This window comes from Pedobacter ghigonis, from assembly GCF_903166585.1.
Classification (GTDB): domain Bacteria; phylum Bacteroidota; class Bacteroidia; order Sphingobacteriales; family Sphingobacteriaceae; genus Pedobacter; species Pedobacter ghigonis.
Window position 1 is genome coordinate 145,146 of record NZ_CAESCM010000013.1, and the last position, 15,124, is coordinate 160,269.

General features: G+C 39.9%; 15 protein-coding genes. All 15 read right to left on the minus strand.

What is annotated here, in order from left to right; genetic code table 11:
- Positions 1-24: 24 nt before the first annotated feature.
- Positions 25-1,494 carry an ATP-binding cassette domain-containing protein gene (locus HWV58_RS18295; RefSeq protein ID WP_175635467.1) on the minus strand — a complete coding sequence of 490 codons (1,470 nt, stop codon included), beginning with the start codon at positions 1,492-1,494 and terminating at the stop codon, positions 25-27.
- Entirely contained in the window at positions 1,494-2,078 is a 585-nt protein-coding gene (gene leuD, locus HWV58_RS18300) for a 3-isopropylmalate dehydratase small subunit (protein ID WP_175635468.1), read from the minus strand. Before leuD ends, HWV58_RS18295 begins: the two co-directional genes overlap by 1 nt.
- 146 nt (positions 2,079-2,224) lie before the next feature.
- Entirely contained in the window at positions 2,225-2,986 is a 762-nt protein-coding gene (locus HWV58_RS18305) for a methyltransferase domain-containing protein (RefSeq protein WP_175635469.1), read from the minus strand.
- An 88-nt stretch (positions 2,987-3,074) separates the two neighbouring features.
- The gene (locus tag HWV58_RS18310; RefSeq protein ID WP_175635470.1) at positions 3,075-3,356 is read right to left on the minus strand and encodes an antibiotic biosynthesis monooxygenase family protein; all 282 of its coding nucleotides are present in this window, start codon (positions 3,354-3,356) and stop codon (positions 3,075-3,077) included.
- Positions 3,357-3,464: 108 nt separating this feature from the next.
- Positions 3,465-4,871 carry a 3-isopropylmalate dehydratase large subunit gene (gene leuC / locus HWV58_RS18315; RefSeq protein WP_175635471.1) on the minus strand — a complete coding sequence of 469 codons (1,407 nt, stop codon included), beginning with the start codon at positions 4,869-4,871 and terminating at the stop codon, positions 3,465-3,467.
- A gap of 56 nt (positions 4,872-4,927) precedes the next feature.
- The gene (ilvC, locus tag HWV58_RS18320) at positions 4,928-6,409 is read right to left on the minus strand and encodes a ketol-acid reductoisomerase (RefSeq protein ID WP_175635472.1); all 1,482 of its coding nucleotides are present in this window, start codon (positions 6,407-6,409) and stop codon (positions 4,928-4,930) included.
- 96 nt (positions 6,410-6,505) lie between these two features.
- Positions 6,506-6,967 (minus strand): DinB family protein, encoded by a 462-nt coding sequence (locus HWV58_RS18325; RefSeq protein ID WP_175635473.1) that lies wholly within the window; start codon positions 6,965-6,967, stop codon positions 6,506-6,508.
- 4 nt (positions 6,968-6,971) lie between these two features.
- A complete protein-coding gene (locus HWV58_RS18330) occupies positions 6,972-7,352 on the minus strand; it encodes a glyoxalase superfamily protein (protein ID WP_175635474.1) in 381 nt (126 codons plus the stop codon).
- Between the two features lie 117 nt (positions 7,353-7,469).
- Positions 7,470-8,108, minus strand: coding sequence for an acetolactate synthase small subunit (ilvN, locus tag HWV58_RS18335; RefSeq protein WP_175635475.1), 639 nt, complete (start codon positions 8,106-8,108; stop codon positions 7,470-7,472).
- Between the two features lie 92 nt (positions 8,109-8,200).
- A complete protein-coding gene (gene ilvB / locus HWV58_RS18340) occupies positions 8,201-9,949 on the minus strand; it encodes a biosynthetic-type acetolactate synthase large subunit (protein WP_175635476.1) in 1,749 nt (582 codons plus the stop codon).
- A 21-nt stretch (positions 9,950-9,970) separates the two neighbouring features.
- Entirely contained in the window at positions 9,971-10,540 is a 570-nt protein-coding gene (locus HWV58_RS18345; RefSeq protein WP_175635477.1) for an ORF6N domain-containing protein, read from the minus strand.
- 45 nt (positions 10,541-10,585) lie between these two features.
- A complete protein-coding gene (ilvD, locus tag HWV58_RS18350) occupies positions 10,586-12,265 on the minus strand; it encodes a dihydroxy-acid dehydratase (RefSeq protein ID WP_175635478.1) in 1,680 nt (559 codons plus the stop codon).
- 277 nt (positions 12,266-12,542) lie between these two features.
- On the minus strand, positions 12,543-13,433 hold the full coding sequence (ilvE, locus tag HWV58_RS18355) for a branched-chain-amino-acid transaminase (protein ID WP_175635479.1): 891 nt from the start codon (positions 13,431-13,433) through the stop codon (positions 12,543-12,545).
- Positions 13,434-13,944: 511 nt separating this feature from the next.
- Entirely contained in the window at positions 13,945-14,778 is an 834-nt protein-coding gene (locus HWV58_RS18360; protein ID WP_175635480.1) for a hypothetical protein, read from the minus strand.
- Between the two features lie 59 nt (positions 14,779-14,837).
- Positions 14,838-15,083, minus strand: coding sequence for an ATP synthase F1 subunit epsilon (gene atpC / locus HWV58_RS18365; protein WP_175635481.1), 246 nt, complete (start codon positions 15,081-15,083; stop codon positions 14,838-14,840).
- Positions 15,084-15,124: the final 41 nt, after the last annotated feature.

The following is a 15,124-nucleotide window of genomic DNA, read 5'->3' on the forward strand; positions in this document are numbered from 1 at the left end:
AAAATCATCCTGTAAATCTCCGGTCTAGCTCAATATTTCTATATTTAAACTTTCGACGACTTTTACTTCGCCTTTTTCTAATAATATTCTTTTTTCAAGGCAGGTTGGCAGCTGCGATTCAAAATGGCCAACATAAATTACGGTCATGCCGTTGCTACACAGTTCATCAACCAGTTGGTTAAAACGTTGTGTTTGTTGCAAGTCTAAACCCTGGCATGGTTCGTCCAGAATTAACAATTCGGGATTCTTAATGATGGTTCTGGCCAGTAAAACCAGTCGCTGCTTACCCAATGGAAGTGAGGTGAGCAGCTCATTTTTATTTTCGGTTAAACCAAAATATTCAACCAGTTCATCAACCTGGCTGCTTTTGGTGTAAGGCAATTGCTGAAAAAGGCCTACGGTATCGTAGAAGCCCGAAGCAATACTTTGCCAAACAGTTGCCGTGGCATCGAAATACCAATGAAACTCTGGTGATATCAGCCCAATGTGTTGCTTAATATCCCAAATGCTTTCGCCACTTCCACGACGGTTGCCAAACAGATACAGTTCGTTGGCATACGATTGTGGATGATCGCCGTTTACGAGACTTAACAAGGTAGATTTGCCTGAGCCATTGTGCCCTTGTAAAAGCCATTTTTCACCAGCCTTAACTTCCCAATTGATGTTTTTAAGCACCTGTTTTTCGCCATAGCTGATGTTCACATCAACCATTTTAACGATATTATCGGACGAATAAACCGGCGATTCTTTTAAAAAGCCAGGAATTTCCCTGTTATGTGCTTCAAAAGTAGCCGAAGTATGATCTCTGGTGCATGAAGCTACAAGTTGTCCCTCTTTAATTTCTGCAAAACGGTGGATGCATGATGGCAACTCCTGATCATTACTGATTAAAATCAATTGTACACCCTCATCAGTAATTTGATCGAGGAGGATGTTCAGTTTTTTGCGCGAAGCGGTATCTAAACCTGTATAAGGCTGATCGATAATCAGTAACTGTGGTTTTAACCACAAAGCTTTAACCAGCTGTAATTTTTTGTGCTCGCCACTCGATAGTTCGATTAACTGCGAGCTGGCAAAAGTAGAAAAGCCCAAGGCTTCTAAAATCGGTTCAACGCGATCAAAGTGAAGGCCTTTTTCTTTTCCAAAATGTACCAGTTCGGCATGCACGGTTAAAGTATCTTTAGCCTGCTGGCTGGTATAACGCTGCTGATAATAAAAGTTGGCAACGCCTTCCAGGTTTTTAAACTGATACCAGCTATCAACAAATAAAACTTCGGCAGGTAATTTACTTTGCGGATCGAAATCAATTTCGATACTGCCCTGTGCTGCATTTATGCCAGCAATTGCCTTGGCCAAAGCAGTTTTTCCGCTACCGCTTTCGCCCCACAAAACCCAATTTTCGCCAACATTTATTTCCCAATATAGTTCCTTAAGCACCGCTTTGTTGCGGTACGCCAGGTTGAGGTGCTGAATGTGGACAAATGGTTTAAACATTATCTTGCCTGTTCGAATTCTTCGATTAATTGTTTTTGAGCCAGGATGAAGTCGATATCATCATAACCGTTTATTAAGCACGATTTTTTGTATGGATTGATTTCGAAAGATTCCTGTGCACCATTTTCTACAATGGTAACAGTTTGGTTTTCTAAATCTACTTCCAGTGCTGATTGTGCGTTAGCATCAACAGATTTGAAGATTTGTACCAGAAAATCGTCGCTTACCTGAATAGGCAATAAACCATTATTTAAGGCATTTCCTTTAAAAATATCGGCGAAGAAACTGCTGATAACGGCATCAAAGCCTGCATCCTGAATAGCCCAGGCTGCATGCTCGCGGCTACTGCCACAACCAAAGTTTTTACCGGCAACTAAAACGCGACCGCTGTAGGTCGGGTTGTTCAATACAAATTCGGGCTTTGGTGTATTATCGCCATTATAACGCCAATCGCGGAACAGGTTCTCGCCAAATCCCTCGCGCGTGGTGGCTTTTAGAAACCTTGCCGGAATAATCTGGTCGGTATCTATATTTTCTATGTTTAATGGCACTACTGCCGATGTTAATTTTGTGAACTTTTTCATTTTTTTATGATGATTACACAGATTAAATGATTTCACCGGTTAGGGTGATTTCACTGATTTAATGATTACACCGATTACCGGTCATCATACATTGTTTTATTTTTTAATTTGGCTGTCGGGTCTTATGCCTTCTACCTTATCACTTTCTACCTTTTGATGGCTTTAACTCTTAATCTCCTGTAGTCGGCTATCCATTCTCCGTTAATAAAATAATCGGGTTTCAGGATTTCAACTGCCAGGTTTTTTATCGATTCGGCTTGTGCTTCGTCTAAATTTTTAAATGCATGCTGGGCAAACTGGTTAATCCAAACGTACATTCCTGCTTCGCCGATTAGTTTGGTTGGCCTATCGAACAGCCAAACTTGTTCTACTTCAAAACCTTTCGATTCGAGTAGGCTTGCATAGGTGCTAACGGACGGAAAGTACCAGAAATCGGTTACCACCTGATCCGAAAACCCCAGCTGACCGGCGGCAGCAGCGATGGCATCGGTAATGCTTTTCACATTTCCTTTACCTCCAAATTCGGCTACCAGCCTTCCGCCCGGTTTTAAACTTTTAAATAAACCACCGGCTAAAGCTTGCTGGTTTTCAATCCAGTGGAAAGTAGCATTGCTAAAAACTGCATCGAAGTTTTCGTGATAGGGGAGGCTTGCTCCATCTACCACTTCGAAGCTCAGGTTGGGATACGCTGCTTTTGCATTGGCTACCATATCGGCAGACGCATCGGTTCCCAGAACCAGTGCTCCGCTTGCTGCAATTTGTGCCGCCAGCTGACCTGTGCCAGAACCTACATCTAAAATATGTTCGCCTGCTTTCGGCGCCAGCCATTGCAAAACATCTGCTCCGTAATCTGATACGAAGTGATGCTGCTTATCGTATAATGTTGCATCCCAAACTATTTCTGGCATAACTACTTGTTTTATTTTACCAGGTTTTGTAAGATCTTATGATATATGCCACCATTCAATCATTCAAACCTCAATCATTCTTATTCATTTAAACGTAATGCTCTACTGTTGGAAAAGGCTCATAAAAATGATGCAATAACTTTTTCCAATCCTGATAAGCTGCTGAGCCCCTAAAACCTTCTGTATGGTCTTCTAGTGTTTCCCAGTTCACCAGCAGGATGTATTTATCAACTACCTCAACACATTTTTTAAGTTGATGCGAGATATAGCCTTTCATTGCACTGATTATTTTTTCGGCCTGGTTAAAGGCTTTTTCAAAATCGGCCGATAAATCTGGCTTTACATTTAATATGGCAACTTCTAAAATCATAATTTAACTTTTTCGCCATTGCTACTGCATTAAGATTGCTTTCCCGAAAACCGGGAGAGGCCCTGCCTCGCAATGGCGAATTTTGCTTTATGCTTTGGTCTTTTTGCTTTAAACTTTCTCTAAGAGCTCTCTTACGTCAGTAATTTTTCCGGTAACAGCAGCAGCTGCAGCGGTTAAAGGACTTGCCAATAAAGTACGGGCATTTTGTCCTTGTCTGCCTTCAAAGTTTCTGTTCGATGTAGAAACACAATATTTACCAGCAGGGATTTTATCTTCGTTCATCCCTAAGCAGGCGCTACAACCCGGCTCGCGTAACTGGAAACCTGCAGCTTCGAAAATTTTATCTAAACCTTCGTTTTTAGCTTGCTGTTCTACTTGTTTCGAACCCGGAACAATCCAAACGGTAACGTTATCTGCTTTGTGTTTGTCTTTTACAAAATTGGCTACTTCGCGCAAATCTTCGATACGTGAATTGGTACAACTTCCGATGAAAACATAATCGATTGGTTTACCAATTAAAGCTGCATCATCATCAAAGCCCATATAATCTAAGGCTTTTTTGTACGATACTTTTTCAGTTTCTGGTTGCGCTGCGGTTGCAGGAATATGTTCCTGAATACCCATTCCCATGCCTGGGTTGGTACCGTAAGTAATCATCGGGGCAATATCTGCAGCATCGAAAGTTAAAACACTATCAAATTTCGCATCCGCATCGCTGTATAATGTTTTCCAGTAAGCTAAAGCTTTATCCCATTCTTCGCCTGCGGGAGCAAACTCGCGTCCTTTAATGTAGTCGAAAGTAATTTGATCAGGAGCAATTAGACCACCGCGTGCACCCATTTCGATACTCATGTTACAGATCGTCATGCGGGCTTCCATGCTTAAAGCTTCGATTGCCGAACCTGCGTATTCAATAAAATAGCCTGTACCGCCTGCAGCAGAAATCTGAGCAATGATATATAAAATGATATCTTTTGCACCTACACCTTTACCCAGCTCGCCGTTAACCTCAATTTTCATGGTTTTAGGTTTCGACTGTAACAGGCATTGGGTGGCAAAAACCTGCTCTACCTGCGAAGTTCCGATACCAAATGCAATGGCACCAAATGCACCGTGCGTAGAAGTATGACTATCGCCGCAAACCATGGTTTTACCCGGTAGGGTAATGCCCAACTCCGGGCCAATTACGTGAACAATTCCTTGAAAAGGGTGACCTAAACCATAAAGCTCTACTCCAAATTCTGCACAGTTTTTGGTTAGCATATCTACCTGATAACGTGAAAGCTCTTCTTTTATCGGCAACAACTGATTTAAGGTAGGCACATTATGATCGGCAGTGGCCACAGTTTGTTTCGGACGCAAAACAGGCAACCCTCTTTTGCGCAAACCATCAAAAGCCTGCGGAGAGGTAACCTCATGGATCAGGTGCGTATCAATATATAAAATATCAGGAAACCCTTCCTCACTTTTTACAACGTGTGCATCCCAAATTTTTTCTACTAATGTTTTTGACATTTTTTATGAATTTTTTAAACCTCGCAGGTTCAAAAAACTGCGAGGTTTGGTGTTTATTATGCAGTTTTAATTGCTTTCATTGCAGTCATGGCTTTACGTAAAGTAGCACCAATTTGCTCAACCTGGTGAGAACGGATGGCTTCGTTAACATCAATTAATTGTCTGTTATCTACAGCACCGTCTTTACCTTCGTTAAAGTTTTTACCTACTAAATCTGTATCTACTTTTTTCATGAAATCGCCTAAAAGCGGTTTACATGCCTGATCGAATAAGTAACAACCATATTCTGCAGTATCAGAAATTACACGGTTCATTTCGAATAATTTTTTACGTGCAATGGTGTTGGCAATAAGTGGTGTTTCGTGTAACGACTCATAGTAAGCCGATTCTGGTTTAATACCAGCCTGTACCATGGTTTCGAAAGCCAATTCAACACCGGCACGTACAAAGGCAACCATTAAAAGGTAGTTGTCGAAATATTCCTGCTCACCGATTTTAACATCTCCCGCTGGTGTTTTTTCGAATGCAGTTTCGCCTGTTTCAGCTCTCCATCCTAATAAGTTTTTATCACCGTTTGCCCAGTCTTCCATCATGATGCGGCTAAATTCGCCACTCATAATATCATCCTGGTGTTTTTGGAACAATGGACGCATAATGTCTTTCAACTCCTCAGAGATTTCGAAAGCTTTAATTTTAGCTACGTTGCTTAATCTATCCATCATGGCTGTAATACCACCTTGTTTTAAGGCTTCAGTAATTACTTCTACACCATATTGAACCAATTTAGAAGCATAACCCGCATCGATTCCTTTTTCTACCATTTTATCGAATGACAGGATAGAACCTGTTTGCAATAAACCACAAAGGATTGTTTGCTCACCCATTAAATCAGATTTTACCTCGGCTACGAAAGATGATTTTAATACACCAGCTCTGTGACCACCAGTACCCACGCAATAAGCTTTAGCCTGAGCCAAACCTTTACCCTGAGGATCGTTTTCTGGGTGAACTGCAATTAGGGTAGGTACACCAAAACCTCTTACATACTCTGCTCTAACTTCACTACCAGGGCATTTAGGCGCCACCATAATTACGGTTAAATCTTTACGGATTTGCATGCCTTCTTCAACGATGTTGAAACCGTGCGAGTATAATAAAGTTGCACCTTCTTTCATTAAAGGCATAATTGCATTTACTACTGCAGTGTGCTGTTTATCAGGAGTAAGGTTAATTACCACATCAGCAGTTGGGATCAATTCTTCGTAAGTGCCAACTTTGAAATTGTTTTCAGTAGCATTTTTCCACGAATCTCTTTTTCCTTCAATCGCTTCTTTACGCAATGTATAACTAACATCTAAACCACTATCTCTTAAATTTAAACCCTGGTTTAAGCCTTGTGCTCCGCAACCTACAACTACCAGTTTTTTACCTTTTAGTGCGCTAACGCCATCTAAAAATTCAGCACTGTCCATAAAGTCGCAAACACCTAATTGGTTTAATTTTTCTCTAAGCGGTAATGTGTTAAAATAATTTGCCATTGTTTTTATTGGTTAATTTCTATTTAATTATCGGGTTTATATTTTCTTTCTTCGGCTTGATTACACTGATTAGGTGATTTCGCCGGTTGTTCCATTTTAAACTTTTTTCTTCAATGCAGAAGCGTAGCCAAAGTGCACATTATCGTGACCGATGGTGGTGATCAATACTTCTTCAATACTGTTTAATTGTACACCATAAGTTGCCGTTATAAAAGGCGTGGTATTGGTGAATATTCCTTTGGCGTAATCTGCTTTAATGGTTTCAATACTTGCTAAAGCAATCGCTTTTAATTCTGCAACTTCTGCTTCGGTAACGGTATAAGTTGGTTTAGTATCTTTTTTGTAGTACTCGTTAAACTTTACTGCATCTGGGGTGGACCAGATACCGGTACGAAAATAACAAAGTGTTTGCGTACTCACTACAATGTGGCCAAAGTTCCAGATGATGTTGTTGTTATAACCATCCGGGATTTTATTCAATTGCTCGATAGTTAAGCTATCAACCAACTTAATAAAAGCCGTTCTTGTGTTTATAATAAATTCGAATACCTGATCCATTATGTTATTGCTTTTCTGCTTCGGTTAAAGTTTGGTTAAATGTAATCTTGTTATAAAACGGATCGTTTACTGTTACTGCCCATGTTCCGTAAAATGTTTTTTCCAGTCCCGGGCGGTTGTATTTATATTTTTTATCAATTAAGGTTTTATGAAATTCTTTCAGCCCCGTACAATCTACAAATACACTTGCGCCCGGAGAACAATCTCCATGATGCTCGCTTAAATGTAATTCGATGCCGTTGAGTGAAATCTGCATGTAAACTGGGGTGTTTTCTTCAAAAGTATGTTCCCAGTCTATTTTAAAGCCCAGCCAGTTTACGTAAAACTCGATGGCTTTATCGTAATCGAATATTCTTAAAACTGGTATGGCTTTATTGCATTTCATATTCTAAACTTATCGTCATTGCGAGGCTGGCTTGTGTGAGCCGAAGCAATCTCATTTTAAAATCTTAAAAAGATTGCTTTGTCGTTCCTCCTTGTAATGACGGATTTATTTTTGGTTTTACATTGTGAAAATCTTTCCACCTTTTTCTAAAAACTCGTTTTCTACCAATTCTTCACCTGGTTCGAAGGCTTCAAATTCTTTAAGTTTTTCGTGGAAACCAGCACTATCTTTAATAATAGCTACCCTGGCCGAACGAACAAACTCAATTAATTCGTAAGGTTCTAAGGCTTTTACAAGAGCATCGGTTTCTTCGCGGTGACCGGTTACTGCGAAAACAGTATAATCCTTACGAATCACTACCGCGCTGGCACCATATTGCCTTAATAAACGCTCAACAGTTACTCTTTCTGCAATTTCATCTGTCGAAACCTTGTAAAGTGCCAGTTCCTGCCAGATAATCTCATCGTTGGTATTAAAATATACTTTCAATACTTCGATCTGTTTCTCAATCTGACGGGCCAGTTTCCGCACCACTTCGTAACTTTCGTGAATCACGATGTTGAAACGGTGGATACCATCAATTTCAGAAGGAGAGGTATTAAGGCTTTCGATGTTGATTTTCCTTTTCGAGAAAATAATCGCAATCCTATTTAACAAACCGATGCGGTTTTCGGCATAAACCGTAATGGTATATTCCTGCTTACCTTCTAAATCGGCCTTATCTATTTTATGTTCAATTGTGTTTTCAGTACTCATTTTCAAAACTTTTTAACCATTGAGGCACGAGGCCACAAAGGTTTGTTATTGATGCTATTTTGCTTTTTACTTTAGTCTTTAAACTGTCTGGCTTATTTCAATCTGATTTCGCTTACGCTCATGCCTTGTGGCACCATCGGGAAAACATTATTTTCTCTGCCAACCATAACTTCAAGCAGGTAAGAACCTTCGTGGTTAATCATGGTTTCGAGTGCTGCCCTCAGGTTAGCACGTTCATCAACTTTAGCTGCTTCGATGTAGTAAGATTTAGCCAAGGCTACAAAATCCGGACTTGTAATGTTTACAAAAGAGTAACGCTTATCGTGGAATAACTGTTGCCATTGGCGAACCATTCCTAAGAAACGGTTGTTCAGGATCAGGATTTTAACTGCGGCACCAAACTGCATAATGGTCCCTAATTCCTGCGGTGTCATTTGGAAACCGCCATCACCAATAATGGCAATTACCGTTTTATCAGGGGCACCGTATTTAGCACCAATTGCAGCCGGTAAGCCAAAGCCCATGGTACCTAAACCACCCGAAGTAATGTTGCTGCGTGTATTGTTAAATTTAGCGTAACGGCAGGCCACCATCTGGTGCTGACCAACGTCGGTAACAATAACAGCATCGCCACCGCAAATTTCGTTAATGTTGCGCAATACTTCGCCCATGGTCATTTCATCGCCGGTAGGGTAAAGCTCAGGCGTAATTACCTGGTCAATTTCCTGCTGGTTGTATTCCCTGAATTTGGCTACCCATTCGTCATGTTTACTTTCGTTAACTAAATTAGTTAATAGCGGTAAAGTTTCTTTACAATCGCCCCAAACACCAACTTCGGCTTTTACATTTTTATCAATTTCTGCAGGGTCGATATCCAGGTGAACTACTTTAGCCTGTTTGGCATATTTATCTAAACGGCCGGTTACACGGTCATCAAAACGCATACCGATGGCAATAATTACGTCTGCTTCGTTTGTTAATACGTTAGGGCCATAATTTCCGTGCATACCCAACATCCCTACGTTTAAAGGGTGTGAGGTTGGGATAGCGCCTTCGCCCATAATGGTCCAGGCTGCTGGAATACCGCTTTTTTCGATAAAGGCTTTAAATTCTTCTTCGGCCTTACCTAAAATAACTCCCTGGCCAAACAATACAAATGGTTTCTTAGCAGAGTTGATTAAAGCAGCTGCCTGTTCGATAAACTCAAGCCTAACTTTCGGCTTCGGACGGTAAGAACGGATATGGCTGCATTTTACATATTCAGGAAATTCCTCAATCTGTAACTGTGCATTTTTGGTAATATCGATCAAAACCGGACCTGGTCTGCCGCTTTTAGCAATGTAAAAAGCTTTAGCCAACACCTCCTGAATTTCTTTGGCATCGGTAACCTGATAGTTCCATTTGGTAACCGGAGTAGTAATATTGATTACATCAGTTTCCTGGAAAGCATCGGTACCTAACAGGTGTGCAAATACCTGTCCGGTGATACATACTAATGGTGTACTATCGATTTGTGCATCGGCTAAACCGGTTACCAGGTTGGTTGCACCTGGGCCGCTTGTTGCAAATACTACACCCACTTCGCCGCTTGCGCGTGCAAAACCCTGAGCTGCGTGTATACCACCTTGCTCATGGCGAACCAATATATGTTCTAATTTATCGGCATAATCGTAAAGGGCATCATAAATAGGCATGATTGCTCCACCTGGGTAACCGAAAATGGTGGTAACACCCTCTTCAATTAACCCATTCAACAAAACCTGAGAGCCTGTGCCTTTAAAGGTTTTTGAGGTTTCTGCTTTTGCCCCGGTTTGTTGTATTGTATCTTGTGCAGTTTCCATAATTATGTTTTTGCGGTTCTATTATTCTTTAATTTTAAACCCAATTCTTTCTCTTTCATTCCACTTTATCTGAGCAATTTTCTCATCGATTAAATTTTCCATTGCATCATAAAGTTCATTTAGTTGGATATTGTGTTCACCAATGCGTTCTTTTATTTCTGTTAATTGTTCGTTAATGCTGCTTTGTTTCAGCAAAATTTTGCGCACATCAACAAAGGCTCTCATAATGGCGATGTTCATGTTAATGGCTTTATCACTATTTATAACACCGCTTAACATGGCCACACCCTGCTCAGTAAAAGCATAGGGCGTTATCCCTAAATTTCTTTTACTTTGGCTTATCATCACAATTTGTGATGATTGGTCGATCTTTTCTGGGGATGCGGTCACAAATTGTGACCGGATGTTTTCCCATTCAATGGAAGAGAGCCTGAACATAAAATCATCCGGAAAACGCTTAATGTTGCGCTTTACCGCCTGATTTAATACCTTGGTTTCAACTTCATAAAGTGATGCCAGATCGAAATCCAGCATTACTCTTTCTCCCCTGATTTCATAAATCCTGTTTTGAATACTTTTAATTATTTGCATAATGTATTGTTTAGTATTGATTCAATTCAGGGATGATTTTTTTTATTATTCGTCAGTTACACATCCTTCTGATGCATCTGAAACTGTCTTAGCGTATTTATACAGTACACCTTTGGTGATTTTCAATGCTGGTTGTACATATTTCTTTCTACGTTCTGCAATTTCTTCATCGCTAACCTGAAGGCTGATGATGTTGTTAACCGCATCGATTAAGATTCTGTCTTCATCTTCTACAAGGCCAATTAAACCACCTTTGTATGATTCTGGTGTGATGTGACCAACCACAAAACCGTGAGTACCACCAGAGAAACGACCATCGGTAATTAAAGCTACCGATTTACCCAAACCAGCACCAATAATGGCTGAAGTTGGTTTCAACATTTCTGGCATACCTGGCGCACCAACTGGGCCTGAATTTTTAATAACGATTACATCGCCAGGTTGAACACGACCGCTCGAAATACCGGCAATTAAATCGTGCTCGCCATCAAAAACACGTGCGGGGCCTTCAAATTTTTCGCCTTCTTTACCGCTGATTTTAGCAACTGAGCCTTTTTCGGCAAGGTTTCCGTAAAGGATTTGTAAGTGTCCGGTTGCTTTAATCGGCTCGCTTAATTTTTGAATGATTTTTTGATCGTAATCCATAATCGATTTTACATCAGCCAGATTCTCAGCTACTGTTTTACCGGTTACAGTTAAGCAATCGCCATGTAACAAACCTTCATTCAACAAATATTTCAATACCGCAGGGATACCTCCATATTGGTGTAAATCCTGCATCAGGTATTTTCCGCTAGGTTTGAAATCGGCAAGAACCGGTGTTACATCACTCATGCGTTGGAAATCATCCTGCGTAATTTCGATGCCTATTGCTTTACCCATTGCAATAAAGTGTAATACAGCATTAGTACTTCCACCTAAAATGATAATCGAACGGATGGCATTTTCGAATGCTTTTCTCGTCATGATATCAGATGGTTTGATATCTTTTTCAAGCAATACTTTAATATACTTACCTGCATCTAAACACTCCTGTTTCTTTTCTTCACTTATAGCAGGGTTTGAAGAGGAGTAAGGTAAACTCATGCCTAAAGCTTCGATTGCAGATGCCATTGTATTTGCAGTGTACATACCACCGCATGCACCTGCGCCCGGACAGGTATGCTTAATAATGCCTTGATAATCTTCGTCAGAAAGATTACCGCAAATTTTTTGACCTAAAGCTTCGAAAGCTGAAACAATGTTTAATTCTTCGCCTTTATAATGACCTGGGGCAATTGTACCGCCATAAACCATAATCGACGGACGATCTAAACGTGCCATGGCCATAATGGCACCAGGCATATTTTTATCGCAACCCGGAATGGCAATTACTCCATCGTAGTATTGTCCGCCACAAATAGTTTCGATACTATCAGCAATTACATCACGGCTAACCAAAGAGTAACGCATGCCATCTGTACCGTTGCTCATACCATCGCTTACACCAATGGTGTTAAAAACCAAGCCCACTAAATCATTTTTCCAGACCCCTGCTTTGACATCTTTTGCAAGGTCGTTCAGGTGCATGTTGCAGGTGTTACCATCGTAACCCATACTTGCAATACCGACCTGTGCTTTAGCCATATCAGCATCGGTTAAGCCGATCCCGTAAAGCATGGCTTGCGCCGCCGGTTGTGTTGGGTCTTGTGTAAATGTTTTACTGTACTTGTTTAATTCGCTCATTGTTTAAAATGTATATTCTGGTTCTGTTAGTTGTAATATTTTGAGGCAAAAAAAAACCGCCTCGTTTCGGAGGCGGTTTCGATTTGTATATTTTTATTATACGCAACGATATCCACCTCTCTGCTGAGAAATGACAATAATAATGTTGCTAATAATGTTTGTGTTTAAATTCATATTTTCTACGAACCACAAACATACTAACTTATTAAAAAATGCAAAGAACTATTTTGTTTATTTCTCTATTTTTTCGCCGGACTCCCGACTTACTGACTTCGTACTATATAATCACCTCGTAATTCACTTTTTCCAATACCAGGTTTTTATAGGCACGCTGTATCGTATAGCCGATAGATTCGCGCCATAAAGGGCGGTAAACAATATCATCAATCGAGGCTATACCTGCAATTTCTGTTGCTGTTCCACACAAAAAGGCACTATCGGCATTTTTTAAGTCTTCAACAGTAAGTTTCTTTTCTATACATTCGATATCTAAAACGGCACAAAGTTCTTTAACAGTTGCACGGGTAATGCCCGGTAAAATATTGCCTAAAGATGGGGTGTATAGTTTACCGTCTTTTTCGACGAAAATATTCGCTCCCGATGCTTCTGCAACAAATCCGTGCATGTCGAGCAATAAAGCTTCGTCGTAGCCTTTAATGTTGGCCGCAGTAGTAGCTAAAATCGAATTAACATAGTTGCCACTCAATTTTGCTTCTATAGGGCTCGATTTCGGGTTTGGTCTTTCGTAATCAGAAACGGTTAATTTTAAAAGCTTGTTGCCCGAATAAGCATCCCATTCCCAGGCACAAATCATGATCGAAACACCACTTGGCGAGTTCAGTTTCATGTTGGGGTGGCAAAAAACCAGCGGGCGGATATAGGCATCTTTCAGTTTGTTTAACTGAAGTAATTTATAAGTAGCATCAATTAATTCTTGTTTATCCCATGGAAAGGGGATATTTGCCAATTGGCAAGAGCGCTCTAAGCGATCAAAATGTGCAGCAGCTTTGAAAATACGGTTACCATTATGTGTTTTATAGGCGCGAATGCCCTCAAAAGCAGCATAACCGTAATGTAGCGACTGACCATATAAATCAGTGCTGCTGTTTACAGCTTTTTCAAAAGCTCCATCAAGGTAAATAATCGTATTAGAATTGTAGTATTTCATAATACTCTCTGTTTTGTTATTTAAAAAAAGCGTCCCGTTTGTATCGGGACGCTTCAGATATATTAGTTTTTTAACTGCTATTTAAACTGCGCCCGCTTATTACCTAAAAGGTTTAAGAGTAGGAGGTTAAGTAAAATGACAGGAAACAACACGATATTGCCAGCGTTAGCTGCCAAAGTATTCGTATTAAGTGTGTTGTTTTGAATAGTCATTATTATCTTATTGTTTATAAAACCAATTTAGTTTTTGGTTCATTAATATGCAAGAGAAATCAGAAAAAAGTTAAATCGGAATATTATTTGTGTATTTTATTTAAAATCAAAACAATATTCTTAATCGGTGTGTAATTAGTGATTTAATGCCGACAGCTGTAGACCAAATATCAAAACGGTATACGGTATAATTATTATGCTTGCATTATAAATTTTCTGATTTTCTGCCTAAAATGCCTAAAAGGCTATCGAAACTTGAAAAAATGAGGGCAAAAAACAAAGAAAAAAGAATGTGTTTGTTAAGGGAATTTCTGGTTTTGATAGTGCATCATTTTCATGCCATAATACCACCTGTCGCGGAGGATTAACAAACGACCTTCAAACTCGTAGCCTGGCATTAAGCGTGAAAAGAAATTTTCTTTGCGCAGTAATTTTTCGAGTCTTTTAATGGTTGAAGCGCTTAACTTTTGGTAGTAGGGTTCGATGAGGTTTTGTTCTTTCAATAATAAATTTGCATCCCATGTTTCGGCTACTTTCCCACTGAGTGGTTTCGATATGTAGAGCAATCTTAAGTCATGCCAGATATCATCGAATATAACCTGGCTGCCTTCTGTTACAAATGTGCATATTTCGGAATTGCTAATTCCGGTGAGCTTTGCAGGTGAGGTTAAAAGTTTCTCTAGTTTTTTAGTGGTGATGGCCGCTGCATAGCTCCATTTGGTTTCAAAACCCAGCGAATCTGTTTGGTGCTGAAACCAGGTATAAAAAGCAGAACGTTCGGCAATATCTGCATATTCTTTATAACCATTAGCGAGCCGGATGTTGACTTTATTGGCATTATTCCAGGCCGATGTATTTTTTAAGCGATCTGATTTGAGCCAGTTGCCATCTTTTCCGTTAGGTAAAGTTTCGGGGAATATTTTTAGATAGGCTGCCATGGAACTGAATTCTTTAGCTCCAGCCTCATTAATCATAAAGAGTAAGAAGAAAGCAAACAGGATTTTTTTAACCAGCGGCATATTCGTATATCTTAAGTAGTAGAAGATACGATAAAATCGTCGCTTAGGTTGCTGGTATTTTAAATTAAAGCCGGCAATAATGATTGGAAACAAAAAAGCCTTTCCGAAATTCATCGAAAAGGCTTTTCTTATTAAAGCTCATCCCTGAAATCAGGAATTGCCTTATAATGTGTTTAAGCAATACCTTCTGCCAAAACAACAATTTTATTGTGAATGGCTTCAACTACACCACCTTTAATAAAAAAGCGTTGCTCTTCAGCTTTGTTTGCTTTTATAATAACTTCTCCATCTTCCAAAGTTGAGATGATAGGAGCGTGGTCTTTTAAAATCTGGAAAGAGCCTAAAGTACCCGGAACCGTAACTGCTGTTACTTCACCTTCGTAAACTTTTTTATCTGGAGTTAATATTTCTAAATTCATTCTTTTTTTAGTTTGGCGTAGAGCGTAGAGCGTAAAGCGTT

Coding starts and splice junctions, on each gene's coding strand:
- ilvN (WP_175635475.1), bottom strand. CDS start 8,108: ATGAGTACTGAAAACACAATTGAACATAAAATAGATAAGGCCGATTTA.
- ilvE (WP_175635479.1), bottom strand. CDS start 13,433: ATGAAATACTACAATTCTAATACGATTATTTACCTTGATGGAGCTTTT.
- HWV58_RS18345 (WP_175635477.1), bottom strand. CDS start 10,540: ATGCAAATAATTAAAAGTATTCAAAACAGGATTTATGAAATCAGGGGA.
- HWV58_RS18305 (WP_175635469.1), bottom strand. CDS start 2,986: ATGCCAGAAATAGTTTGGGATGCAACATTATACGATAAGCAGCATCAC.
- HWV58_RS18310 (WP_175635470.1), bottom strand. CDS start 3,356: ATGATTTTAGAAGTTGCCATATTAAATGTAAAGCCAGATTTATCGGCC.
- atpC (WP_175635481.1), bottom strand. CDS start 15,083: ATGAATTTAGAAATATTAACTCCAGATAAAAAAGTTTACGAAGGTGAA.
- HWV58_RS18325 (WP_175635473.1), bottom strand. CDS start 6,967: ATGGATCAGGTATTCGAATTTATTATAAACACAAGAACGGCTTTTATT.
- leuC (WP_175635471.1), bottom strand. CDS start 4,871: ATGTCAAAAACATTAGTAGAAAAAATTTGGGATGCACACGTTGTAAAA.
- HWV58_RS18360 (WP_175635480.1), bottom strand. CDS start 14,778: ATGAATTTCGGAAAGGCTTTTTTGTTTCCAATCATTATTGCCGGCTTT.
- leuD (WP_175635468.1), bottom strand. CDS start 2,078: ATGAAAAAGTTCACAAAATTAACATCGGCAGTAGTGCCATTAAACATA.
- HWV58_RS18330 (WP_175635474.1), bottom strand. CDS start 7,352: ATGAAATGCAATAAAGCCATACCAGTTTTAAGAATATTCGATTACGAT.
- ilvD (WP_175635478.1), bottom strand. CDS start 12,265: ATGAGCGAATTAAACAAGTACAGTAAAACATTTACACAAGACCCAACA.
- ilvB (WP_175635476.1), bottom strand. CDS start 9,949: ATGGAAACTGCACAAGATACAATACAACAAACCGGGGCAAAAGCAGAA.
- ilvC (WP_175635472.1), bottom strand. CDS start 6,409: ATGGCAAATTATTTTAACACATTACCGCTTAGAGAAAAATTAAACCAA.
- HWV58_RS18295 (WP_175635467.1), bottom strand. CDS start 1,494: ATGTTTAAACCATTTGTCCACATTCAGCACCTCAACCTGGCGTACCGC.